Source organism: Glutamicibacter sp. X7, assembly GCF_054889245.1.
The window spans coordinates 1,115,579-1,138,781 of the sequence record NZ_CM142678.1 but is presented as its reverse complement, the minus strand read 5'-3'; the positions used below and the strand labels follow the sequence as shown (position 1 = coordinate 1,138,781).

At 63.0% G+C, this 23,203-nt stretch carries 18 protein-coding genes; 4 read left to right on the top strand and 14 right to left on the bottom strand.

Translation table 11 applies throughout. The features are described 5' to 3' along the window. Positions 1 to 60 precede the first annotated feature (60 nt). Complete coding sequence (locus ACYU0X_RS05560; protein ID WP_461902376.1) at positions 61 to 1,074, bottom strand: Lrp/AsnC family transcriptional regulator; 1,014 nt, start codon at positions 1,072 to 1,074, stop codon at positions 61 to 63. 144 nt (positions 1,075 to 1,218) lie between these two features. Here ACYU0X_RS05560 and ACYU0X_RS05555 point away from each other — a divergent pair, with 144 nt between their 5' ends. Continuing rightward, positions 1,219 to 2,436, top strand: a complete 1,218-nt coding sequence (locus ACYU0X_RS05555) for a M20 metallopeptidase family protein (protein WP_461902783.1) — start codon at positions 1,219 to 1,221, stop codon at positions 2,434 to 2,436. 9 nt (positions 2,437 to 2,445) lie between these two features. Continuing rightward, a complete protein-coding gene (locus tag ACYU0X_RS05550; protein ID WP_461902375.1) occupies positions 2,446 to 3,765 on the top strand; it encodes an MFS transporter in 1,320 nt (439 codons plus the stop codon). Positions 3,766 to 3,882: 117 nt separating this feature from the next. Here the strand turns inward: ACYU0X_RS05550 and ACYU0X_RS05545 are convergent, their stop codons facing one another. From ACYU0X_RS05545 to ACYU0X_RS05535, 3 genes are all read right to left on the bottom strand, one after another. Continuing rightward, complete coding sequence (locus tag ACYU0X_RS05545) at positions 3,883 to 5,259, bottom strand: M16 family metallopeptidase (RefSeq protein ID WP_461902374.1); 1,377 nt, start codon at positions 5,257 to 5,259, stop codon at positions 3,883 to 3,885. Positions 5,260 to 5,443: 184 nt separating this feature from the next. Then, positions 5,444 to 6,799, bottom strand: a complete 1,356-nt coding sequence (locus tag ACYU0X_RS05540) for a sodium/glutamate symporter (protein ID WP_461902373.1) — start codon at positions 6,797 to 6,799, stop codon at positions 5,444 to 5,446. A gap of 446 nt (positions 6,800 to 7,245) precedes the next feature. After that, positions 7,246 to 7,737, bottom strand: coding sequence for an S-ribosylhomocysteine lyase (locus tag ACYU0X_RS05535; RefSeq protein WP_418908790.1), 492 nt, complete (start codon positions 7,735 to 7,737; stop codon positions 7,246 to 7,248). A 123-nt stretch (positions 7,738 to 7,860) separates the two neighbouring features. Between ACYU0X_RS05535 and ACYU0X_RS05530 the strand changes: the two genes are divergently transcribed. Continuing rightward, a complete protein-coding gene (locus ACYU0X_RS05530; RefSeq protein WP_309408110.1) occupies positions 7,861 to 8,418 on the top strand; it encodes a phosphorylase family protein in 558 nt (185 codons plus the stop codon). A 78-nt stretch (positions 8,419 to 8,496) separates the two neighbouring features. Here the strand turns inward: ACYU0X_RS05530 and ACYU0X_RS05525 are convergent, their stop codons facing one another. The 8 genes from ACYU0X_RS05525 to ACYU0X_RS05490 all read right to left on the bottom strand — a co-directional run bounded on the left by ACYU0X_RS05525 (position 8,497) and on the right by ACYU0X_RS05490 (position 18,148). Next, a complete protein-coding gene (locus tag ACYU0X_RS05525) occupies positions 8,497 to 9,579 on the bottom strand; it encodes an ABC transporter ATP-binding protein (protein WP_461902372.1) in 1,083 nt (360 codons plus the stop codon). Then, positions 9,572 to 10,408, bottom strand: a complete 837-nt coding sequence (locus ACYU0X_RS05520) for an ABC transporter permease (RefSeq protein ID WP_461902371.1) — start codon at positions 10,406 to 10,408, stop codon at positions 9,572 to 9,574. The genes ACYU0X_RS05525 and ACYU0X_RS05520 overlap by 8 nt, the downstream gene beginning before the upstream one ends. Then, positions 10,405 to 11,253 (bottom strand): ABC transporter permease, encoded by an 849-nt coding sequence (locus tag ACYU0X_RS05515; protein WP_461902370.1) that lies wholly within the window; start codon positions 11,251 to 11,253, stop codon positions 10,405 to 10,407. The genes ACYU0X_RS05520 and ACYU0X_RS05515 overlap by 4 nt, the downstream gene beginning before the upstream one ends. Before the next feature lie 66 nt (positions 11,254 to 11,319). After that, entirely contained in the window at positions 11,320 to 12,441 is a 1,122-nt protein-coding gene (locus ACYU0X_RS05510; protein ID WP_461902369.1) for an ABC transporter substrate-binding protein, read from the bottom strand. 265 nt (positions 12,442 to 12,706) lie between these two features. Next, positions 12,707 to 13,456 (bottom strand): MBL fold metallo-hydrolase, encoded by a 750-nt coding sequence (locus ACYU0X_RS05505; RefSeq protein WP_461902368.1) that lies wholly within the window; start codon positions 13,454 to 13,456, stop codon positions 12,707 to 12,709. 178 nt (positions 13,457 to 13,634) lie between these two features. Beyond that, entirely contained in the window at positions 13,635 to 15,866 is a 2,232-nt protein-coding gene (locus ACYU0X_RS05500; RefSeq protein ID WP_461902367.1) for a polyribonucleotide nucleotidyltransferase, read from the bottom strand. Positions 15,867 to 16,157: 291 nt separating this feature from the next. Continuing rightward, positions 16,158 to 17,531: a plasmid pRiA4b ORF-3 family protein gene (locus ACYU0X_RS05495; protein ID WP_461902366.1), complete on the bottom strand. Its 1,374-nt coding sequence runs from the start codon at positions 17,529 to 17,531 to the stop codon at positions 16,158 to 16,160. A gap of 173 nt (positions 17,532 to 17,704) precedes the next feature. After that, positions 17,705 to 18,148 (bottom strand): DUF4282 domain-containing protein, encoded by a 444-nt coding sequence (locus ACYU0X_RS05490; protein WP_461902365.1) that lies wholly within the window; start codon positions 18,146 to 18,148, stop codon positions 17,705 to 17,707. 134 nt (positions 18,149 to 18,282) lie between these two features. On the opposite strand from ACYU0X_RS05490, the gene ACYU0X_RS05485 reads away from it, so the two are divergent. Continuing rightward, on the top strand, positions 18,283 to 19,134 hold the full coding sequence (locus ACYU0X_RS05485; protein WP_461902364.1) for an HAD-IIB family hydrolase: 852 nt from the start codon (positions 18,283 to 18,285) through the stop codon (positions 19,132 to 19,134). Positions 19,135 to 19,145: 11 nt separating this feature from the next. Here ACYU0X_RS05485 and ACYU0X_RS05480 read toward each other — a convergent pair whose 3' ends face one another. Together ACYU0X_RS05480 and ACYU0X_RS05475 are read right to left on the bottom strand one after the other, a co-directional pair. Next, positions 19,146 to 21,668, bottom strand: a complete 2,523-nt coding sequence (locus ACYU0X_RS05480) for a polynucleotide kinase-phosphatase (RefSeq protein ID WP_461902363.1) — start codon at positions 21,666 to 21,668, stop codon at positions 19,146 to 19,148. Next, the gene (locus ACYU0X_RS05475; RefSeq protein ID WP_461902362.1) at positions 21,665 to 23,080 is read right to left on the bottom strand and encodes a 3' terminal RNA ribose 2'-O-methyltransferase Hen1; all 1,416 of its coding nucleotides are present in this window, start codon (positions 23,078 to 23,080) and stop codon (positions 21,665 to 21,667) included. Before ACYU0X_RS05475 ends, ACYU0X_RS05480 begins: the two co-directional genes overlap by 4 nt. Between the last annotated feature and the right edge of the window lie 123 nt (positions 23,081 to 23,203).

The window sequence follows — 23,203 nt, the reverse complement described above, 5'->3', positions numbered from 1 at the left end:
ATGGCGGTAAGAGGCAGAAACCGATAACGACGCATATGACCGTGCGCGGGCAGGTTGAAACTAGTGGTGGCTTGGGTGGTCGGCCGGGTGGGTGATGACTTCCCCGGTGGCCGTGGAGTCGGCCCGCAGCATCCAGCCCATCCGCTTATGGGTGCGTACCCCCACGTCGGATTCGATAATCTGCAGCCCCGGCGCCGCGTGTTGCAGCTGACGTTCGACCTCGGCAATATCCGCCGGGTTGCGCAGCCAGAGCGCAAAGGTGAGATTCGCGTCTCCGGTGATGGTGGCGCACAGGCGCAGGGTGCGTAGCGAACGCAGGTGCCGCACGGCCGATTCCAGCTGCGAGGGCGGGATCCGGGCGTACCAGTGGCAGAAGACCGGATACCCCGAGTAATCCTGTGCGAGTTCACAACGGAGCAAGATGGTGCGCGAGTCGAGCAGTTGGCGCAGGTGACGTGCGGCCGTGGTCGGGTGGATGCCCAGTTCGGCGGCGATCGCGGCGGCGGAGATGCGTCCGTCGATGGACAGCAGGCGCCGTAGTTGCGGGTGGGTGGGACCGAGTTCGGCGCCATGGGTTGCATTCGTCGGGTTCATCTCGCGTAGCCGCTCTTGTTGCTGCGGGGAGAGCACATCGAGCCTCCAATGCCCACCGGTGGCATACAACCCGGTCATCGCCGAGACGTGCACACGGATAATGCCCGGGTCGGCGCGGACCACGGGAAGGATTTCGTGGGTTAGTTGCGACCAGTCGTCGGTCAACACGGTCAGCCGGGCATCCCAGGACCGGGCGGACTCCTCCACATTGCCAATTTCCGGAATAGCGCACATGCGGGCGATGACCTCGTCGCGCATCTCGGGATAGCACTGGATGCTGATGAAGGTGGCCGTGCCGCTGGTGGAGATGGCCCCGAGGTGGCCGGTCACCCAGACCTTGCCCTCTGCGTGAAGCCGCTCCCACCGCGCGGCGAGGGTGGTGGGATGCTGTCCCAGTATGGGGGCGAGCTGAGCCCAGGAAGCACGCGGAAAAATCTGAAGGGCGTGCACCAGTTCGAGGTCGGCCTGTGGCAGCTCCATGCAGGATCCTTCGGTTTTCGGGGTGGCTTTAACAGTTTTCTTAGTTTATGCGACGCAGTGAAGTGGGTCACTTCACGATATGTAGAGCATCACATAAACGAAGGGACCGCGATGACACATTCCGTATCCTCCGCCGATCTGACGGTGTCGCTACGCGACGACGCGAGCGCACTAGCCGAGCAGATCACCGACCTGCGCCACCGCCTGCATCAGGAGCCGGAAATCGGACTCGAGCTGCCGCGCACTCAGCAAAAGGTCCTCGAGGCGCTCGACGGGCTCGGACTGGAAATTTCCACGGGCACCGACACCACCTCGGTCACCGCGGTGCTGCGCGGCACGGCGAACACCGGCGGCGCCACCGGCCACACCGTCCTGCTGCGCGGCGATATGGATGCGCTGCCGGTGCAGGAGAAGTCCGGGGTGAGTTACGCGTCGCGGATCGATGGGGCCATGCATGCCTGCGGCCACGACCTGCATACCGCCATGCTCGTCGGCGCCGCGCAACTGCTCGCGGCCCGCCGCGATCAACTCACCGGCGACGTGCTGTTCATGTTCCAGCCCGGTGAGGAAGGGTTCGACGGTGCCGGTGTCATGCTGCGCGAGGGAGTCCTTGACGCGGCCGGTCGGCGCCCCACCGCCGCCTATGGCCTGCACGTGATGAGCTCGATGGCCGATGGCGGGTCCTTCCTCTCCCGCCCGGGGGCCACCATGAGTTCCTCCGACGGTCTCGTGGTGACGGTGCACGGCGCCGGTGGGCACGGTTCGGCGCCCTTCGCCGCGAAGGACCCGGTCCCCGTGGTCGCGGAAATCGTCTCGGCCCTGCAGGCCATGGTGACCCGCCAGTTCGATGTTTTCGACCCGGTGGTGCTGACCGTCGGTGTGCTCCGGGCCGGTACCAAGCGCAACGTCATTCCGGAGACCGCGCATTTGGAGGCCACCATCCGCTCCTTCTCCCCGGCGGCCAAGGAACGGCTGAAGTCCGCGATTCCGCAGCTGATCGAATCCATTGCCGCCGCGCACGGACTCTGGGCCAGCGTCGAATATATCGAGGAGTACCCACTGACCGTGACCGACGCCGTCGAAACGAACTTCGCGCAGTCCACGGTGCGTGAGCTCTTCGGCGAGGACCGCCACCAGCAGATGGCCCACCCGCTGGCCGGCTCCGAGGACTTCTCACGCGTGCTGCAAGAGGTGCCCGGCGCGTTCCTCTTCCTCTCCGCGGTGCCCGAAGGGACCGACTACCGGCAGAGCCCCTACAACCACTCCCCCTATGCCGTGTTCGACGACGCCGTGCTGCCCGACGGTGCGGCCACCTACGCACGGCTTGCCCTCGACCGACTCAACCTCGCCGCCTCAAACTAAGGATTCGACATGAGCAACACACTTGCGACTTCTTCGCCTACCCAGCAGCGTCACAGCGTCACCCGCACGCTGATCGGCACCGGCGCCGGTAACGCCGTGGAATGGTACGACTGGGCGGTCTACGCAACCTTCGCCTCCTTCATCGCCTCGCAACTATTCAGCCCGGCGGACCCCTCCAGTGCGTTCCTGATGACGCTGGCGGTGTTTGCCGTGGGGTTCGTCGCCCGACCGTTGGGTGGATTCCTCTTCGGCTGGATCGGTGACAAGGTCGGACGCAAGGCGTCGATGACGCTGTCGGTGGCGCTGGCTTCCCTGGGCTCCTTGGCCATTGCGCTGACCCCGAGCTACGCGAGCATCGGGGCCGGAGCCTCGGTCCTGCTGGTGGTCGCCCGCCTGATTCAGGGGCTGGCGCACGGTGGCGAACTGCCCAGCGCGCAGACCTACCTCTCCGAGATGGCCCCGCGTGAGCGCCGCGGCCTGTGGTCCTCGCTGATCTACGTCTCCGGCACCACCGGCATTCTCTTCGGCACGCTGCTTGGTGCGGTTCTTTCCACGGTGCTCAGCGCCGAGCAGATGTCCAGCTTCGGCTGGCGTATCCCCTTTGCCATCGGTGCGCTGTTCGGGTTTGTGGCCCTGCTGATGCGCTCGCGGATGGAAGAGTCGGCCGTTTTCGAAGGTGAACTGCGCAGCCCCGAGGCACCGGCTGCCGCCAAGCCGAAGTTGCTGACCGACATGGCCCGGCACTGGCGCCAGGCGCTGCAGGTGATCGGCCTGACCATCGGCCTGACCGTCGTGTACTACGTCTGGGGCGTCTCCACCCCGGCCTACGCCATCAACGTGCTGGGGATCGACGCCAAGGGCGCGCTCTGGGCCGGTGTGGTCGCGAACCTGGTCTTTATCGCCGCGCTTCCGTTGTGGGGTCGGCTTTCGGATAAGATCGGCCGGCGCCCGGTGCTGCTGATTAGTGCAATCGGCACGATCGCGTGCTACTTCCCGGCCGGCGCGATCCTGCAGAACTCCGCGGTGCAGCTGGCGGTGTCGATGTCGATCATGTTGATCTTCATCGCCGGATTCGCCGCCATTGGGCCGGCCGTGTACGCCGAACTGTTCCCGACCTCGGTGCGCACCATCGGTGTGGCGGTCCCCTATGCGATCTGCGTGGCGGCCTTTGGCGGCACCGCCGCCTACCTGCAGGCAGGGTTCGAGACCTGGTTTGGTGAGGCCGGGCGCAGCTACTTCGGTTTCTACACCCTTGCCATGCTACTGATCACCGTCATTACGGTGATCGGGTTGAAGGAAACCCGCGGCAAGGACCTTTCCGAGCAGTAAGCCCGCACGGACACACTGCACCACAAGACAAGCGGTGGGTGGCGATCGTTCAAGGATCGCCACCCACCGCTTGCTTGGTTTAATAACGCCCACACGGACGTCGGCGGCTCTACTTGGCTAGCCTTCCAGGCCTAGCGCTGCCTCATTCTCAAAGGGGCCAACCACGGTAATGGTACGCGGACGTGCGGCCAGTTCGGCGGCGAGGGCCTGCACATCCGCTGCGGAAACGGCCTGCACGCGCTGCAGGGACTCGTCGATATCCTGAAATTCGCCGGTGACCATTTCGGCACGCCCCAGACGCGACATGCGGCTACCCGGATCCTCCAACGCCAGCACGGTGCCCCCGGCCAGCTGGCCCTTGGCCTTGCGCAGTTCCTCGTCGGTGATCCCCTCGGCGGCCATCCGGTCGAGTTCGGCGCCGAGCAGGCCAATCACTTCACCGGCCTTGGCCGGAGAGCATCCGGCATACATGCCGAAGTATCCGGCATCGGAGTACGTGGCGGAGAAAGAGTAGGTTGAGTAGGCCAGGCCGCGCTTCTCGCGGACCTCTTGGAAGAGCCGTGAGCTCATGCCCCCGCCAAGCACCGCATTGAGCACGGCCAGGGTGTGCCGTCGCGGGTCATGGCCGGTGATGCCCACGCACCCGACGATGATATTGGCCTGCTCCACCGGGCGGTTGATGACCTCGAGTCCGCCGGCGCTTTCAATGGTGGCAGGCTCCGCGCTGCGTCGGGCCTCGGGAACCGCCAGCGGATCGAGCTCCCATCCGGCGTCGGCCAGCGCGGTGAGCACCATGGAGCAAATCTGGTCGTGCTCTAGGGAGCCGGCGGCGGTGACGATCAGTTCGCTGGGACGGTAGTGCCGCTCGTAGTGTTCAAGCACCGCCTCACGGGTGATTTCGCGGATCTCTTCCGGGGTACCTCCGATGGGGCGGCCCAGCGGGTGACCGGCCAGGACCTTGGCGACGAAGTGCTCGTGCACGACCTCGGTGGCATCGTCGGCGTCCATATTGAGCTCTTCGATGATCACCCCGCGCTCCTGCTCCAATTCGAAGGGGTCGAGCACCGCCGAGGTCACCATGTCCGCGATGACTTCCATAGCCATGGGGACGTCCGAGTCCAGCACCCGTGCGTAGTAGCAGGTGGATTCCTTGGCGGTAGCGGCGTTCGACTCGCCGCCCACCTCGTCGAAGGCCTGGGCAATATCGAGCGCGGTGCGCGTCGCGGTGCCCTTGAAGAGCAGATGCTCGAGGAAGTGGGTGGAGCCGTAATGACCGGCCTGTTCATCGCGCGAGCCGACCGGCACCCAAAAGCCCACGGTGGTCGAACGCTGCCCGGGCATGGCCTCGGTCAACACGCGCACCCCACCGGGCAGAATGCTTCGGCGCACCTCGGCCCCGCCTTCGCCGCGATGCACCAGGGTCGGGTCCGACGGGTCGACCGGCGAAAACTCGCTGGTGTCCTGGTGGTGCAATGGCAGCGGAATCATGACCAATGGGTTGTCCTTACTTTCCACGAAAAATCGGGGGTAAATGGCACCTGAACCGGCGCCGAAAGCTCGCTCTATTCTCGCACATTTGCACCCTGCCACGTGCCCTCGCACCGACCTGCGGATATTTAAGAAACCGGCCGCGTCGGCGATAGCAACGTATCACCGGCGCGGCCGCGGCCTTACCAGCCTAGGAGTCGATGGACACGGCCACCGGCTCGGCGGGCAGGGTGTTCTTGCGCCGTAGCAGTGCGGCCACGGCGAGGATCACCACGCCGATTACGGTCAGCACGATCGCGGTCGGCCAGGCGAATCCGGCCATGATCAGGGCCGGCAGAATTGCGACGAAGGCGATATCCCCGAACCCGATCGGAATATAGGCCAGACCGTAGTAGTCCAAGGTTCGTGAACGCATATCGGGGTCGACGATGCGCAGCAATGCGATACCCATGGCCACGGTTCCGGTCCCCCAGCCCCAGGTGAAAATGGACTGTTCTACCTTGTGGTCAACGAACAAGCGTTTGGCGATCAGGAAGTAGAAGGCGATCATGCCCAGCACGCCGAAGACCAGGAGTAGTGCCAGCGGGCCGGCATATGCCACCACGATGGCCGGGTCGATGGACGCGATGCCGAAGGCGACAAGCAGATCGGTGGCCGAACCGCTGGTGCGTTCGAACAGCCGGGCGTCAAAGTGCTTCATGGCTCCGGTCGAACGCAACGCAAAGAGGGCGAGGTAACCGACCAAGAAGGCCACCGAGAAGGTGGGAATGTTCAGCCCGTCCACCATGGTGCCGGCCCAGTTGGAGATCGCATAGGAGATCGCGGCGATGCCGAACAAGACACCGCCATGGTAAATCAGCGGATCGATGGACATCGAAGAAACCGGGGAGGCACCGACCGGTTCACGCTTACCGTCGCCAACCATGCCGGTACGCAGGCTATTGGGCAACGACTTGAAGTGGGTCAGGTAGGTGGTGTTGCCACGCATGGATTCGATTTTGATCAGGATGATGCCGCCGACCACGGAGACGATAATGCCCACGGTCGCCGCGGTCATCCCGAGGCTAGCCGCCTCTGGCCAGTTCTCACCGAAACTATCGGAGATTGCGGCGGCGGTACCGTGGCCACCCATGAACCCGGTGGCAATCATGAGCCCGAAGCCATCGGGCACGGTGCTAAAAACGCTGGAGACGACGGCGAGCGCGAAGAGCAAGCCGACGCCCCACTGCAGGACCACCACGGATTGCGAAACGGACCACATGGTGCCGACGGACTTCATCACGCCCTTGAGCGAGGCTACCTTGGAGGTGAAGGGAAGCGCGGCGAAGACGACAGCAATGAGCACTCCCGCGTAGCTGGAGATATCGGAGGAAAAGGGAATGATCCCCAGCATCTTTGGTCCCAACACGAGGCCGAGCACACCGGCGATCAAGCTCGAAGGCAGGAAGATACTTTGGATGAAGGGCACCTTGGCCCTCAGGAACGCTCCGACGAGCAGGAGAATACTGATCCAGCCCAGATCCGTAAATAGCGACCACGCGGTCATACACACCTCATTTCAGACATGACTAATGCCGCAGGCAATCCTCGGCGACAGCGGTTAACGCTAACTCACCTCCGGGCCCGGCCCGATGCCGCCAGGAGTTAGCCCAGATACCCGCTGTTCGAGGTCCACCTCACAAGAATTAGCGAAATACTGCGGAGAAACGGGGACGATATTGCGGCGCACACCACATCGCGGATCGCTGGTGGTGTGAAAAGAATCTCTCAGCTCGCGCGCGGCCACGGCCGTATCTGCCCTCACGCTCAGCTTCAGCAGGCGCGATCATCCCTGCACCGCAGACCGTGGTGCGTCATGACGGGAGGTGGAATGGAACCGTACTTTGGCGGTGGAGGTGTGCCGCGGCACGAAAAATCCGCCGCACCCAACAAAGTTGCTAGGGGCGGCGGATCTACGCAACGCCACGTACCGGCGTCTACATCGCGTGCCTGTTAGGCAAGCTTGGAACGATCGAAAGCGTCGAGACTGATGCCCTGCTCGAGGATCACCTTGGCCCATTCCTTGGCCGAGTGCAGGCTGTGGTCCCGGTAGTTACCGCAGCTCACCGCTTCGGTTCCCGGAACGTCTTCCCAAGTGACCTTCTCAACGAGGTCCTCGAGGGAGCTCTTCACCGCGGCGGCGACCTGCTCGGGAGTGGGCTCACCCCACGCGATCAGGTGGAATCCGGTGCGGCATCCGAAGGGCGAGAAATCAATCAGCCCGTCAAAGCGGGTGCGCAGCAAGGCGGCGAGGGTGTGCTCGATGGTGTGCAATCCCGCGGTGGGAATCTCGCCATAGTTCGGCTGGACAAAGCGCACGTCATAGTTGGAGATCGCGTCGCCCTTGGGGCCATGTTCCACGCCAATTTTGCGCACATAGGGCGCCTTGACCTTGGTGTGGTCCAACGCGAAACTTTCGACTTCGGCAAGTTCAACATCACTCATAAATTCAGTGTATCCCTTGGGCTCGATGACCCCGCTCCGCGTTCATCAGAGGTAACCGGATAAACTCGGTGAGTATGCCCGGTGTTCGACCGCCCGGGTGGTAGCGCTCACGAGAGGAAGTACATGTCAGACCTCAAGACCTTGGTGGTCTTCGCCCACAGCGATGAGGCAGCAGCCTTCACCGACGTTCAGCATCTGGTCTCCGGTGTTGGCAAGGTCAACGCCTCGGTGGCGCTAGCCGGCGCACTTGCCGCTGGTGGCGTCGAGAAAGTGGTGGTGCTGGGCACCGCCGGCGTAGTCGGCGATGGTGAGCCCCGCCCGGATCTGAACACCGTGTATCAGGTCACCCACGTCCTGCAGCACGACTTCCCGCTGGCCTCCCCCACCCTAACCCTGACCGGCGAGGTGCTCTTGCCGGATCATCAGGCCACGATGGCCACCGGAGATGTCTTCGTATCCGACGACGCCCAACGCGCCCACATCCATGAGCTCGGTGCCGAATTGGTGGATATGGAAGGCTACGCCTATGCCAGCATGTGCCAGCGCTTCGACGTGCCGCTACAGATTTTCAAGGTGCCCAGCGACTACGCCGACAGTGAGACCACCATGGATGATTGGGATGCCATCGTGAAGCATAAGAGCGTCCAGCTACGCGAATTCTTCGACAAGAATCTGCGCTAGTCCCAACTCTTGCCAAGGCCGGCCCGGAGCGTGGGCATCCCCTCCGGACCGGCCTTCGTCATGCCGGTAGCGCTCTGGCTAGCCTTCGGCTCGAATGGCCACCGGGACCTCGGCGAACCTCAGGCCCACGGTTTCACCGATCTCCAGCCGCTCATTGGCGTGATGTTGCACCGCTACCTCGGTCTCGAGTTCGTCGAGCCGCACCACGGTGCGCCGCAGCGATCCGAGAAAGCCCGAGGAAACCACCGTGCCGTGAAGTTGCGCATCGACGGCTGCGGCAAAGGCGATGTGTTCGGGGCGCACCAACGCCGTCACCGAGGTGCCCGCAGCCAGCTGCGTGTTGGTCACCAACGGGAGCGTCGTTTGATGTAGTTGGACCCCCTGCCCGGTGAGCACGCCGGGCAGCTTATTGGACACACCCACAAAGTCGGCGACAAAAGCCGAGGCCGGAGAACGGTAAATATCTTCCGGGCTGGCGAACTGTTCGATATGTCCACCGTTCATCACGGCGACCCGGTCCGAGATCGCTAGCGCTTCTTCCTGGTCGTGAGTGACGAAGACGGTGGTGATCCCCAGTTCGGTCACGATCTCACGGATCTGCTCGCGCAGGTGTACGCGCACCTTGGCATCCAGCGCGGATAGCGGTTCATCCAGCAGCAGTGCCCGTGGGCGTGTGACCAGGGCACGCGCCAGAGCCACACGCTGCTGTTGCCCACCGGAGAGTTGCGAGGCGTAGCGGTGCTCAAATCCCGAGAGTCCCACCAGCTCGAGCGCCTCGGCAACACGCTGGGTGCGTTCACCGCGCGGAATCTTGCGCATGCGCAAGCCAAACTCGACATTCTTCGCCACGGTCATGTGCGGAAAGAGCGAATACGCCTGAAACACCATGCCAATGTCGCGACGGTTCACCGGGGTGCCCGAAACCTCGTCACCGCCGATGAGCACCTGCCCCGAGGTGACCTCTTCGAGTCCCGCGAGGCAGCGCAGCGCCGTGGTTTTGCCGCAACCCGACGGTCCCAGCAGGCAGACCAGCTCGCCTGGCTCTAGGTGCAGGTCGATGGAATGCAGCACGGTGTTCGAACCGTAGTCCTTGCGCACGGCCCGCAGTTCAAGTCCGGCGGATTTCACATGCTTTGCGGTGTGGGTGGTGGTCTCAGACATGCGCGGTATCTTTCGTAGGCTTCGTCGGCAGCGGGCGCCGTGCCCCGGTATTGCCCATAAAGGACACGGCGGCGAGCAGGACGAACATAATGATCAAGGAGAGCAGCGAGCACAGGACCGCGATGAAGGGGTCGGTCTGTGATATCTGTAGCAGCCCGGTCTGGAAGGTGGTGCGGCTCAGGAGCGAGGCCACGGTGAATTCGCCCATCACAATGGCGATGGTCAGCAACGAGGCGGAAACCAGTCCGCGGCGCAGACCCGGAACCAGGACCTTGAAGTAGACGGTCGCCCAGCTGGCGCCCAGTGTCCGGGCCGCTTCGGAAAGCACACGGGCATCCATCCCCTGCAGGTCGGTGGCAAAGGTGCGGTAGGCGAAGGGCAGGACCAGCACTCCGTAGGCTAGGAACAGTGTCCATTCCCCGGAGCCCAACGTCCGGCCAATGTACCGATACACCGGCGCGAAACCGACCACCATGGCGATGGCCGGGATCGCGATGGGTAGCACCGTCAGCAGGTCCAGCATCCGTTCCAAGCGCGGGAAGCGCAGGTGGATCCACACGATGGTGGGGGCGAAAAGCAGTTGCACCATCCCCAAGGTCAGTAGCGAGAGAACCAAAGAATTACCGAGCCCCTGGGTCAGGGCGCGGTATTGGCGTTGCCCCTGCAGGTCTGCGAGGCTCAGCCAGTGTTCCAGGCTGTGTCCGCCGGTGGTGCTGCGCAAGGTGAACTCGGCCATGGCCACCAGCGGCAAGAGGAAGATCACGCCGATAACCAGCAGAATGGTGCGGCGAGCCCACACCGGTGGGGCCGTTGAAATCGTGCGGCTCATGACTGCCACCGTGCCGCTCGTTTCATCACCAATGAGTAGAGTCCCATCACCAGGCTCATCAACAGGATCATGCCCAGTGCGAGCACGCCGGCATAGCTGACATTGGAGGCGCCGGTTTCACCGATCAACGCCGCCCGAATTTGCAAGGGTACGATCTGCGCACCCTGGCTAATCAGCGCGGCGGCCGTGGCGTAGGACGAGAAAGAGTTGGCGAACAGTAGTAACAGTGCACCGAGAAATGAGGGGGCGAGCACCGGCAACCCGATATGCCGCCAGTAGTCCCACAGCCCTGCGCCCAGCGTCGCACTGGCCTCGACCCACTGCGGGCGTAGCCGGTCAATGGCCGGGAAGAAGGTGATGATCATCAGCGGAATCTGGAAGTACAGGTAGGGCAGGATCAGGCCCGGCAGTTGGTAAAGCCAGACTCCGTCGGCGTAGATGTCCCAGCCGAGCGTGTCATCGAGCCACAGGCGCAATAGGCTTTGTGCTCCCATGGTGGCGATGAAGGCGAAGGCCAGCATCACACCACCGAATTGGGCCAAGACGGAGGCCGCCGCGTCGACGATGCGTCGCACCGCGCTCTGCGGGCTCACCCCGGTCAGGGCCCAGCAAACGAGGGCGCCGATCACCGCGCCGACTAGCGCCGTGATCGCGCTGATCGTCGCCGAGGCCATAAAGGTCGATGAGACCACTGGGTCGATGAGAATCGACAAATTCGACAGTGTCAGGGCCCCTTTGCCGTCGCTGAAGCCGCTAAAGATGGCCAGCAAGGTGGGCAGTAGCAAGAAGAGTACGAGGTAGGCGGCGAACGGTAGCAGCCCTAACCAAGCTAATTTCGTTTTCACGTGAGAAAGTCCTTTGACGCGCGAGCGCCAGACGGTGGGGCCGACTGCGGCCCCACCGTCATCGCTTTAGCGGGTCAGCGCGGCCCAGCGCTCGGTCAGCAGCTTGTTGGCAGCATCGGTCTGCTCTTGGTTCGGCGAAATCCAGTCCTCGGAGGTGGTGCCGGCCGTTGCCGTCTCGAGCAGCTTCTCGTCCACGGAACCGGCTTCCTTCAAGGCGTCGACGCGTACCGGCACCGAGTTACCTTCCAGCAACAGGGTCTGCACCTCGTCGGAGAACATCCATTCCTGCCACAGGCGTGCGGCGGCCGGGTGCGGGGCGTCCTTGTTGATGGCCTCGTTGTAGAAGGAGACGTAGGCGGCACCCGGCAGGACCGTGGTCTTGAAGTCCGGCTTGTTGGCGGCCGCAGCGATGTTATTGAAGCTCCAGTCGAACACCACCGGGGTTTCGCCCGAGGCGATGGTGGCCGGCGTCGGATCGACAGTCAGGAAGTTACCGGCATCCTTGAGCTTCTGCATCCAGTCGATGCCCGGTGCGAAGTCCTCGACTCCGCCGCCGGCCAGGGCGGAGATGGTGCCCACGGCCGCGAATGCGGCACCGGCCTGCGTTGGGTCACCGTTCAGCGCCACCGAGCCACGGTATTTCTCACCGAGCAGGTCATCGAGCTGCTTGGGCTCCTCAACGGTCGACGAGTCGTAGCCGACGGACATGATGCCGGTGTAGTTATTCACCCAGAGCCCTTCCGGGTGCTTGTTCTTCTCCGGGATCGAATCCCAGGTGGTCACCTTATAAGGGGCGAACTTGTCGGTGTTCTCCAACGCAACCGCGGTGCCCAGGTCGAAGACATCCGGCGCGGTATCTTGCCCGGCCTGGTTCTGTGCTGCCTGAATTTCCTCGGCCGAGGACGCGTTGGGGTTGGCCGAGTTAACGGTGATGTCGTACTTGTCCTCGAAGCCGTTGAGGATGGCACCGTAGTTGGCCCAGTCCTCGGGCAGGGCGATGACGTTCAGTTCGCCTTCGGCCTGGGCGGCAGCAATGAGTTGGTCCATGCCGCCGAAGTCCTCGGCGCTAGTTGCGGTGGCCGCATCGACGCCCGCAGGTGCTTCGGGGGTGGCACCGCCCGAGCAAGCTACCAGGGAGGCCGAGAGTGCGAGCACACCGGCCGAGGCGAGCAGAATACGAGATTTCATGACAACAGTCCTTGAGTGTCTAGCGCGATCAGGTGCGAGTGACCGTTCGGTCCGCGGGCGCTTTCTGGCCCAAGGAACGACGATAGGTCGCTGACCAGAAGATTTAGAATCTTCATGGTTAACAACGGCTTAACCCTAGCCGAATAATTGTGACTCGCAACACTTAAATGCTAGGCAGCGCGATGCCACCTATAGGTAGCGCCGGGCTCTTTTCGAGGCGCTGAGCTTGCCCGCTCGCCGGTGATTGTGAAGCGGCTCGCCTGCGCTAGCGTCGGGCGGCGTCTTCTAGCACGGCCTCGCGCGGAGTACCTTCAAAGGCTCCTCCGTGGCCGGGCAGGATGAGCGAGGCAGAGAATTGTCCAAGTCGTTCTAACGAGTTTTGCGTCCACTGGGCGTGATGGTGAAACATCGGGTGCAGCATCTGCGGACCGTGTTGTGAGCTCAGTGCGTGCCCGGTAATCAGGGCGTCGCCGCTAATGAGTATCTCGGACTGGGGCAGGAGAAAGGCCGTGTGCCCCGGCGTATGCCCCGGAGTAGGAATCGCCACCGGTGCCCCGGGCAGCTTGGCGAGTTGTTCTGCATTCCAACGCTGCGCCGTTGGCACCTGAGTGCCCTGTGCACCTCCCGCGCGGATCACGTGCCGCATCCACCTGAACACCGCCGGGCGCCACGCCCGCAGAATGACTTGGGCTGGGGTGACTTGAAAGCGCTCTAGGCCCAGTACTTGCCCATGCTCTTGGGCAGAACTCAGTACCGGGACATCAAAGTGCTGCGCGAAGTAATTGGCCGCCCCGGTATGGTCCACATGCCCGTGGGTTATCAGCATGGCCTGCGCCGCCCGCGGGTCGAGGCCCACCTGCCGAATGGATTCAAGCACCAGCGGTGTGTCATTGGGATAGCCACCGTCGATCAGCGTGAACTCTCCGCCCTCGGCGAGAATTACCCAGTTCGAGGCCGGACCTTGCACCAAATAGGTGCCAGAGCCATGCTCGCTGAGGCGATAGCCATTATGCATGTACGGTTCCTCCGACTCGGCGGGACTTGTTGCGCGATGGACTGCATTCATGCGCCCTGCCGCCAGCCTACTTGGATGCTCGGCCAAGGCGAAGTCGGCCCACGTTGCAGGCGGTAAAATAACAGTTCCCGCCGCACCATCACGGTGCGGCGGGAACTGTTAGGAAGGAAGCTACCGATTACTCGGCGGCAACAGCCTCGGCCTCTTCCTCGACCACAGGGGCCAAGGAGAGCTTGCCACGGTCGTCGATCTTGGTGATCTCCACCTGGATCTTCTGGCCCACGAAGACGACGTCTTCGACGTCCTCAACGCGCTTGCCATCGTTGATCTTACGCAGCTCGGAGATGTGCAGCAGACCGTCCTTGCCCGGGGTCAGCGAAACGAACGCACCGAAGGTGGTCAACTTCACGACGGTGCCCAGGTAGCGCTCGCCAACCTCCGGAACCTGCGGGTTCGCGATGGCGTTGATGGCGGCACGGGCAGCCTCGGCGGCTTCGCCACCGGTGGCGCCGATCAGCACGGTGCCGTCGTCCTCGATGGAGATGTCCGCTCCGGTGTCTTCCTGGATCTGGTTGATCATCTTGCCCTTCGGGCCGATGACCTCACCGATCTTGTCGACTGGGATCTTCACGGAGATGATGCGCGGTGCGTTGACGTTCAGCTCATCCGGTGCGTCGATCGCCTGGTTCAGCACGTTCAGGATGTGCAGGCGAGCCTCGCGGGCCTGAGTCAGTGCGGCGGCCAGCACGGAGGCCGGGATGCCGTCGAGCTTGGTGTCCAGCTGGATGGCGGTAACGAACTCGGAGGTACCGGCAACCTTGAAGTCCATGTCACCCATGGCATCTTCGGCACCGAGGATATCGGTCAGCGCGGCGTAGCGGGTTTCACCATTCACGGTGTCTGAGACCAGACCCATGGCGATACCGGCGACGGGGGCCTTCAGCGGCACACCGGCGTTCAGCAGCGACAGGGTCGAGGCGCACACCGAGCCCATCGAGGTCGAACCGTTGGAGCCCAACGCTTCGGAGACCTGGCGGATGGCGTAGGGGAATTCCTCGCGGCTTGGCAGCACCGGAACGATGGCGCGCTCGGCCAGGGCACCGTGGCCGATTTCGCGGCGCTTCGGCGAACCGACGCGGCCGGTCTCACCGGTGGAGTACGGCGGGAAGTTGTAGTTGTGCATGTAGCGCTTGGAGGTGACCGGGCTCAGCGAGTCGATCTGCTGCTCCATCTTCAGCATGTTCAAGGTGGTGACACCCATGATCTGGGTTTCGCCACGCTCGAAGATGGCCGAACCGTGCACGCGCGGCAGCACCTCGACCTCGGCGGAAAGCTGACGGATGTCGGCCAAACCGCGACCGTCAATACGCACCTGCTCGGTGAGGATGCGCTGGCGCACGATGTGCTTGGTTACCGCGCCGAAGGCCTTGGAGACCTCGGACTCGCGGCCGTCGAACTGGTTGCCTTCGCCGGTCAGCGATGCCAGGATCTCGTCCTTGTACTCGCTAGCGGTGTTATCGCGCTCCTGCTTGTCGGCGATCGAGTAGATCTCGGTCAGACGTGCGGAGGCGGCAGCCTCGACGGCGGCGTAGACATCGTCCTCGTAGTCGCGGAAGACCGGGAATTCCACGGTTTCCTTGGCGGCGCGAGCGGCCAGGTCGGCCTGTGCTTCGCAGAGAACCTTGATGAACGGCTTGGCGGCCTCGAGGCCCTCGGCCACAACCTCTTCGGTCGGGGCCACGGCGCCGCGCTCCTTGATGAGCTCCCAGGCGTTGTCGGTGGCGTCGGCTTCCACCATCATGATGGCGACGTCATCGCCGGCCACGCGGCCGGCTACCACCATGTTGAACACGGCGTTCTTCAGCTCCGAGTGGCGTGGGAACGCCACCCACTGCGGGGCTCCGGTGCCATCGTCAACGAGGGCCACGCGCACGCCACCGATCGGGCCGGAGAACGGCAGACCGGACAGCTGGGTGGACATCGACGAAGCGTTGATGGCGACCACGTCGTACAGCTCATCCGGGTGGATGGACAGCACGGTGACGACGACCTGAACTTCGTTGCGCAGACCCTTGACAAAGGCCGGGCGCAGCGGGCGGTCCATCAGACGGCAGGCCAGAATGGCTTCGGTCGACGGGCGACCTTCACGGCGGAAGAAGCTGCCCGGGATGCGGCCGGCAGCGTACATGCGTTCCTCGACGTCCACGGTCAGCGGGAAGAAGTCGAAGCCTTCGCGCGGGTGCTTGCCGGCGGTGGTGGCCGAAAGCAGCGCGGTCTCGTCATCGATGTAAACCATTGCGGAACCGGCGGCCTGCTTGGCCAGACGTCCGGTTTCGAAACGGATGGTGCGGGAACCGAAACGACCGTTATCGATAACGGCTTCGGCGAATTGGATTTCTGGACCCTCCATTAAGGGGGTTCTCCTTTCGATCGCTCCCTGGTGGCGCCGCAACTGGGCGCATCGTTCGCGACCTGGTCATCGATTGAGGCCCGCGCTACGTAGCTGCAGCGAAAACCACTACCGAGGACCGCGATCCACGCAACGAAGGCGCCTGAATTGCTGGCCGAGGGAGACTTTGGTGTTTCCATTCGATCGTTACGTCACCTGAGCGAACATTACGACCAGTCACTAGCCTACCGTTTATTGAGGTTCAATGCAGACTAGTGATTGGTCACTTATGCCCGTCATCGGGAGAAAATGCTAATTTCCTTCGATTACTAAGCTCTGCTCGAAACCCGAGAGCAGGTAACGACGCAGCTGGCTTAGTGCCGCGCGCCGTGCTGGCAAGTTCGGCTCCGTCGGCAAACTGAAGTGAAAGTTGGTGCTGCGGTCGATCAAATGCCACAGCGCGCTGGTGGGGGCATAGCTGTCGCGGGTCAGCGGCTCGCCGGTTCGAGCATCGGCATAGTGCAGGGCACCGAGCATGGCGTTGCTGGTATCGGCCCGTTCTTCGAATCCTTCGAGCCCCATTTCGTCGACGATCCACTGGGTGATCTGGCAGTCGCGGTGTATCTTGCTGTTCATCCCGCTGATCAGGCAATCAAGCAGGTACCGGTGCAATGTGCCCGGCTCGGCGAGGAGTCCCAGTCCAAACTCCGTGGCGATGAGGTGTCCACGATATTTGCGAACGAGTTTGAGTTCCTCGGCGATATCCCTGAGCCAGCGAACCGTGTCGAGGTTGTTTTCCCGCTTTGTGGTTCCACTCTCGTAGTCAATGCCGTTCCACTGGCACCGATCGAGAAGTTCTTCGATGACCCGTGGCGGCAACCAGCCGGCGTGGGTGAGTTTCACCCCAGCGCCGGCGCATAGGCGGATTAATTCGGCGAAGGGCTCAAGGACCTCCTCAAGCCACGACGGTTTGGCGAATTGCGGTTCGAGGGTGAGCTCCGTCTGCGCGATCATCCTGCCGAAGAAGCGCTCGGTGCCCGGCGGGACCTGCTGCAGCCAGGTTCCGAGCACGCTCTTGCCACGGTAGCCGGCCGCATGCAGGGCCAGCATCCGGCGCGCAGAGTCGATGTCGAAGTAGGTGGGGTCGATGTTGCCGCGTGGGCCGACTCGCCACCGCATCCAGGCCAGCACCTCTTGATAGTTTCGCGCTTCGTCCTTGGCGGAAATAATCCGTAGATTCTCATACCACGTGCTTAGCCCGCCACTGTCTTCGATGGGCGCCCGTAGGTCACCCTCGATCAGGCTCATCCGTGGCGCTTGTCCATCCGCCGGCCGTCGGTGCATCAGGCTCACCCTGTGGATCCACCGGTCGCCGAAGTCGTACTCGAAGTACAGCACTCCCCCGCTCGCGGTCAGTGCCGACTCCAGTGTGCTCTGGGCTAGCTCTCGGTGGTGGGATTCATCCAAAAGGTCGGCATCGAGCCAGCAGATCTCGTCCGCCTTGAGAGCTGGCTCGTCGGGTGCATGATTGTGGAAGCACTGTCGGTGAACGTTCTCCCAGCCCATGGCGATTTGGATCGCGTGCCCGACCTCGATAAGAGGCAGGTCGCTGTAAAGCTCCAGAGTTCGCCAGATTTCCGGATTGGACCCGTCGAGCACGACACGGAGTGTGAGAATGTCCGTCATGAACTCAGTCAAGCACCGGCTCGGCACTCAGCAAAGGGTCTACGGCAAACTCCCCGAAGCGCGGCCCTGTCCGGCTGAAACGGATGTGCAATAGGTGCGGTCAAACGCCGATGGCCCGCCCCTAGGGGCAGGCCATCGGCTAGCGTCCCGGCGCCTGGGCGGGGAAATGCTGTTTAGGACTGGTACGGGTTAGTCGGCGGGGTTGGACCCTCATCGTCCTTTCCCTCGCTACGCGGCGGGGTCGGCGGCGTCGAAGGGTTGCCGGCCTCTGGCTGCTGCCCGGCCGGTGGCGGCGGAGTGGACGGGTAGTAGTTATGCGTGGCCTCTGCTGGCGGAATGCCGCCCATGAGGCGCACCATTTCGGTGGTGTTCTCCGCGGTGCGGATCTGCGCGATGAGCGACTCGAGGCCCGCTCTCGCCAGCACCAAATAGATCAGCATGAACAGCGGGCCGAGAATCAGCAGGGTCAGGAAACCAAAGGCAATGTTCGTGTTGAACGCGGCGACCACGAACACGATGTAGGCCAGAACCAACATCACCATGATCAAAACGTAAACGATCTTGATGATGGTGGGGGTGATGAACTTTCTGAAGTCCAAGTCGAAGAGCGCTTTCACGGCCCATCTCCCATCTTGCTAGTTGCGATAGATGACACCGCCGACATTACCCGAACTCTTGGTCGAAATCAGGCGATATGTCTAGTTTCGGAACTTTATGACCGCCCAATCTTCAGCCTTGGTAGGCTCCGGACATGAGCAATGATCAGCCCACCGCCTCCGCCGTGCTCCCGGCGCCGAAGCACCGGCGGCGAGCCATCTTTATCGACGTCGACGGTACCTACGCCTACCGTAGCCGCGTGCCCGAGGCACATGCGCAGGCGGTTCGTGCCGCGCGCGCCAATGGCCATCTGGTATTCCTCAGTACCGGGCGGCCACCGAGCATGCTGTCCGATCACATGCTTGCCGCCGGTTTCGACGGACTGGTGGCCAGTGCCGGCGCCTACGTGCGCGTGGGCGATGCGGTATTGAGCAATCGCACCCTCGAGCAGCACTTGGCTCAGCGCATCACCACCGTGCTGGATCATTACCGCGTGTGCTACCTGTTGGAGTCGCCGGACACCGTGTTCATCCCCGACCACGCCAGACCTAGACTACTTGCGATCGCCGAGCAGGATTCACGTGAACTGAAAGACCAGCTCGTGAAGGTTTCCACGGCGCGGCCCGACCCTTGGTCGAAGGCGTGCGTCTTTGATTCTGCGGTGTCGATGCAATGCTTGCTCGACGAGATCGGCCCGGAGCTGGATTCGGTCGCTAACTCCGTATCGAGCACGGGCCGGTATAGCGGTGAGCTATTCGCCCGGGGACTGAGCAAGGCCGATGGCATGAGACTGGCGCTCGAGTACCTGGATGTTGCCGTGGAGCAATCGATCGCCATCGGCGACGGGCACAACGACATTGAAATGCTCGCGTTGGCCGGCACCGCCGTGGCCATCGACGGTGCACCGGCCGCGCTGCTCACTCACGCAGATATAACGGTGCCAAACCCCGAAGGCCTTGGCCTTGCCCGCGCTTTTGAAAGTTTGGGACTCACCGCGACCGCGTGAACCGGCCGCGTTTACAAGCGGGGGTCAAGCGGCTCGGATTCAAGGGCTAGCACCCCGAAAACATACTGGTGCACCTGCCACAGCGGTGCTCCCGACGCGGTCAGCCTCAGTGCCTGCAATCCCAGCAGGTATTCTTGCAACGCCCGCTGCCGTTTGCGGTCCGTCGCGCGCTCGCGGAGCCGGTCGAGATTGCTCGGCTCGAGGTAGTCAGGACCGTAGATCAGGCGCAGATACTCGCGGCCGCGGACCTTCAACCCGGGCTGAATCCAACCGCGCTTGCCCTTAACCAAATTCTCGAGCGGTTTGACCACCATGCCTTCGCCGCCCGCAGAGGTGAGCGCGTCCCACCAACGCACCGCGGCGGCCACTTCCTGCTCATCCTCCACGGTGACCACACGATTTCTGGTGGCCGTGAAAAGAGTGTCGTCGGCCTCGTGAAGGCGCTGCCCCCACGACATGTGCCAGTCATGACTGCGGGTCTCATGGCTCTGCCCTTCGGATGCCAAGATCTGAAATGCCGCGAAACTCAGCTCATCCGGCGATCCGACGTAACGACGGTAGGACTCGCGAAAAGCCTTGGCGTTGTGGGCACGCGCACTGGTGCGTTCCAGAAGCTCAGCCACCTCAAGGCCATTGGCTTCAGCGCGTCGCAACACGGACAGAGCGGCATCCGTCGCAGTACTCGCGGCGGAACCTACCGACGCATAGGTCCCGGTGATCAGCTCCTGCGCTTTAAGCGACCAGGGCAGTAGCTCACCATCGAGTATGACCCAGTCGCTGGCTAGCTCCTGAAACAATCCGGCACGTTCCGCAGCTGTGTGAGCACTGCGCAACAGCTTTTGTTCGGCCGCATCCTCGAGGAATGGGCGGCCGGTGCGCGTGTGTAATGCACCGAGCCACCCCTCGGGTGCGGCAAAGCGTTCGGGATTCTTCGCGAGCAACAGCACCGCCCGCGACCCCATGTGTTTCTCTTGGCATATGACCTGCGCGACGCCCTGCTTGCGGAAGTAGTCGAATGCTTCGGCCGGATGCTCGAGATACTCGGCTAGCTTCGAGGACTCGCACGGAGACATGGTCGGGGGCAGGTAGCGTAGCCAGCGCGGGTCGGTGGCGTACCGGCTCATCGTTTCCAGCGCGCCGGCGGCCTGAGCCTCACCGATTTTCACGGTGCCCAGACCCTCTGCTTTGAGCACCAGCGGGCCGGTCACGTCCTTCATGTCCATGACGTGATCGGCACGCGCAGGCCCACCGACCGGTTCCAAGGGACGTGCCGGTTCGCAGTACTGTTCCGCGGCGGCGACCTGAACAACCTCTCGTTCGGGGTAGCGCATGGCGCTCAACGTGCCACCGAATACGCATCCGGTGTCGAGGCAGGCGGTGTTATTGACCCATTCGACCTCGGTCACCGATGTGTGGCCATAGAGTACCGCGGCCTGCCCTCGATAATCGTTGGCCCACGGGTAACGGACCGGCAACCCGTATTCGTCGACTTCGCCGGTGACCTGCCCATAGAGCGCGAAGGCACGCACCCGTTGGGAGGCCCGGCCATGGTATTCCTCGAGCAATCCAGCATGGGCCACCACCAGGCGCCCGTCGTCTAACACCATGTGCGAGACCAAGGAGTCGCAGAAGCGCTCGACCTCGCGCTGGAACTGCTCCCCTTCGGCCGCAAGCTGCTCGAGTGTTTCGCCCAGTCCGTGGTTCAGCGTCACCTTGCGACCACGCAGGGCGCGCACCAGCTTATCTTCGTGATTACCCGGCACGGCGAGCGCGTGCCCGGCCCGCACCATCCCCATCACCAGCCGCAGTACGCCGGCGGAGTCCGGGCCACGGTCCACCAGGTCGCCGACGAATATGGCGCGGCGGGCCCCTTCGTGGCTGGCGTCCACCGCGCGACCCTGCGCATCAAAATGCAGGGTATAGCCAAGCTTCTGCAGCAGCCGCTGCAGCTCATCGAGGCATCCGTGGACATCCCCAATCACGTCAAAGGGGCCGGTGTGATCGCGGAAGTCATTGAGTAGTTTGTGCCGGTGGATCGTAACTTGGCTCAAGTCGGTATCGGGCTCAAGAATGTGTACGCGGGCGAACCCTTCGCGGCGGATCCCCCGAAGGTGTTTGCGCAGCTGACGGTGTTGCCGGTCGATTACAGCTGCCGGTACCTGGTCGGGTCCGCGCTTTTCGTTTCGTTCCAGGCAGGTTCGAAGCGGTGTGTCCAGCACTATGGCCACCGCCAGGGTGTCGTGCGACTTCGCCAGTTCGACCAGTTTCTTCCGGTCACCGGGTTGCAGGCTGGTGGCATCAACGACCGTGAGCAGGCCGGCGGCGAGGCGCTTTCCGGCCACATAGTTCAGGGCGTCGAAGGCCGCTGCGGTCACCGACTGGTCGCTGGGGTCATTGCCGACGAGCCCGCGGAAATAGTCGCTGGAGAGCACCTCGAAGGCGCCGAAGTGCTCGGCGGCAAAGCTCGACTTCCCCGACCCGGAGATCCCCACGAGTACCACGAGGCAGGTCTGTGGGATGTTCAGCGTGCTCATGCGGCCACCTTTCGGAAGATTGCCATTTGGGTTGCCGGCCCCAGCTGATCATGTTCATTGCCGATGGAACGATAGTCCACGGCGTAGCCGTGTTCCGTGGCGACGTTCTCCGCCCACCGCCGGAATTCGTCACGGTTCCATTCGAATCGGTGATCATCGTGGCGCATGGTGCCCGCGGCAAGCCTCGGATACAGGGCATTGAATTCGGCATTCGGTGTGGTGACGAGCACGGTTCGTGGCTGGCTGTACCCGAAGATCGAGTCCACGAGGGCCGGTAGCCTCTCGGGATCCAAATGTTCGATCACCTCCATGAGTACGATGGCGTCGAAACCACGCAGCCGTTCATCGCGATAGACGGCCGAGCTATGCAACAGTTGCAGCCTTTCCCGGTCAACGTCGGAGCGCTCGGCTAAGTGCAAGTCCGCTGCGGCCCGTTCAAGCGCCCTTCCGGAAACGTCGGTGCCCACAATGCGCGTGAAGAACCCGTCTTTTTGCAGGCGGCGAAGTAGCGCGCCGGACCCACAACCGACGTCGACAACGCTGTGCGAGTTCGTCTCGTGCAGCGCACCAAGTACTGCTTCGGCGCGCAGAATCCGCAGCGGCACAGCCGGATTATTCTGATCGGTCGCCTCTGTGGCTTGCCCCGAAACCTCGGACGTACCAGAGGTTCCTAGTTCACGGGCCACCTCGACCAGATCACGCTGATGCGCCAAGTAGCGGTGGGCGATGAGTTCGCGTTCCGGATGTTCGGCCAGCCAGCCTTCGCCTTGACGCACAAGCTTGGCTGCTTCGTCGTCGCCCACCCAGTAATGCTTCGCGTCGTCGAGCACCGGTATCAGGACGTAAAGCTGGCGTAGCGCGAGGTGTAGCGGCACGTTCCCGGTAAGTTCGAGCGACCTGTAGTGCGAGGTGCCCCACTGCGGATAGTTTTCGTCGAGCTCGATCGGAGCCGATTCGATGTGCCACCCCAATGGTTCGAAAAGTCTCCGTACGAGGTCCCCGTCTGCATCGGCCCGGGTGGAGATGACTGGGACTGCGAGTTTCAGCGGCAGCGGTGCCGTCGCCAGTTCTGGGTGGCTTTCGCTCTGCCCGTACATGGCACTGCGCATGACCTTGCCCAGCGCAACCGACAATAGGCTGGAGGCTGCGTAGGGACGATCATTGATGTAATGATCGAGCACCCCGGCTTCCCCGCGAAAGCGCTTGGATCGAACCAACCCCACCGGATCGACCTCGAGCAGTAGTGCCGCGGTGCAGCGTCGCGGCCCATATTCAGGGTAGAACACGTGGGCTGTGCCGACCGGTAGTTGGAAAGATTGAGCCTTACCGGGATGTTTACGTAACAGATGCGAGAGCGCCGTTGCATCGAGGTTCTGACCTGATTCCGGTTCCAACGTGATGGTGATCAGCATGCGCCGTCCCTTCTTTTACACGGCTACGTCGCCACTCTGGCCCAATGTTCACAGCCTACTGCCGCCCCTGACAACCAGATATGCTCCTGAAGGAGGATCTTCCCCCACCGACTAAGGAGCCTG

What these genes read in the sequence shown, in the direction of transcription:
- ACYU0X_RS05560 (WP_461902376.1), bottom strand. Translation starts at nt 1,074, where the DNA reads ATGGAGCTGCCACAGGCCGACCTCGAACTGGTGCACGCCCTTCAGATT.
- ACYU0X_RS05550 (WP_461902375.1), top strand. Translation starts at nt 2,446, where the DNA reads ATGAGCAACACACTTGCGACTTCTTCGCCTACCCAGCAGCGTCACAGC.
- ACYU0X_RS05540 (WP_461902373.1), bottom strand. Translation starts at nt 6,799, where the DNA reads ATGACCGCGTGGTCGCTATTTACGGATCTGGGCTGGATCAGTATTCTC.
- ACYU0X_RS05535 (WP_418908790.1), bottom strand. Translation starts at nt 7,737, where the DNA reads ATGAGTGATGTTGAACTTGCCGAAGTCGAAAGTTTCGCGTTGGACCAC.
- ACYU0X_RS05530 (WP_309408110.1), top strand. Translation starts at nt 7,861, where the DNA reads ATGTCAGACCTCAAGACCTTGGTGGTCTTCGCCCACAGCGATGAGGCA.
- ACYU0X_RS05525 (WP_461902372.1), bottom strand. Translation starts at nt 9,579, where the DNA reads ATGTCTGAGACCACCACCCACACCGCAAAGCATGTGAAATCCGCCGGA.
- ACYU0X_RS05520 (WP_461902371.1), bottom strand. Translation starts at nt 10,408, where the DNA reads ATGAGCCGCACGATTTCAACGGCCCCACCGGTGTGGGCTCGCCGCACC.
- ACYU0X_RS05510 (WP_461902369.1), bottom strand. Translation starts at nt 12,441, where the DNA reads ATGAAATCTCGTATTCTGCTCGCCTCGGCCGGTGTGCTCGCACTCTCG.
- ACYU0X_RS05505 (WP_461902368.1), bottom strand. Translation starts at nt 13,456, where the DNA reads ATGCATAATGGCTATCGCCTCAGCGAGCATGGCTCTGGCACCTATTTG.
- ACYU0X_RS05500 (WP_461902367.1), bottom strand. Translation starts at nt 15,866, where the DNA reads ATGGAGGGTCCAGAAATCCAATTCGCCGAAGCCGTTATCGATAACGGT.
- ACYU0X_RS05495 (WP_461902366.1), bottom strand. Translation starts at nt 17,531, where the DNA reads ATGACGGACATTCTCACACTCCGTGTCGTGCTCGACGGGTCCAATCCG.
- ACYU0X_RS05485 (WP_461902364.1), top strand. Translation starts at nt 18,283, where the DNA reads ATGAGCAATGATCAGCCCACCGCCTCCGCCGTGCTCCCGGCGCCGAAG.
- ACYU0X_RS05480 (WP_461902363.1), bottom strand. Translation starts at nt 21,668, where the DNA reads ATGAGCACGCTGAACATCCCACAGACCTGCCTCGTGGTACTCGTGGGG.
- ACYU0X_RS05475 (WP_461902362.1), bottom strand. Translation starts at nt 23,080, where the DNA reads ATGCTGATCACCATCACGTTGGAACCGGAATCAGGTCAGAACCTCGAT.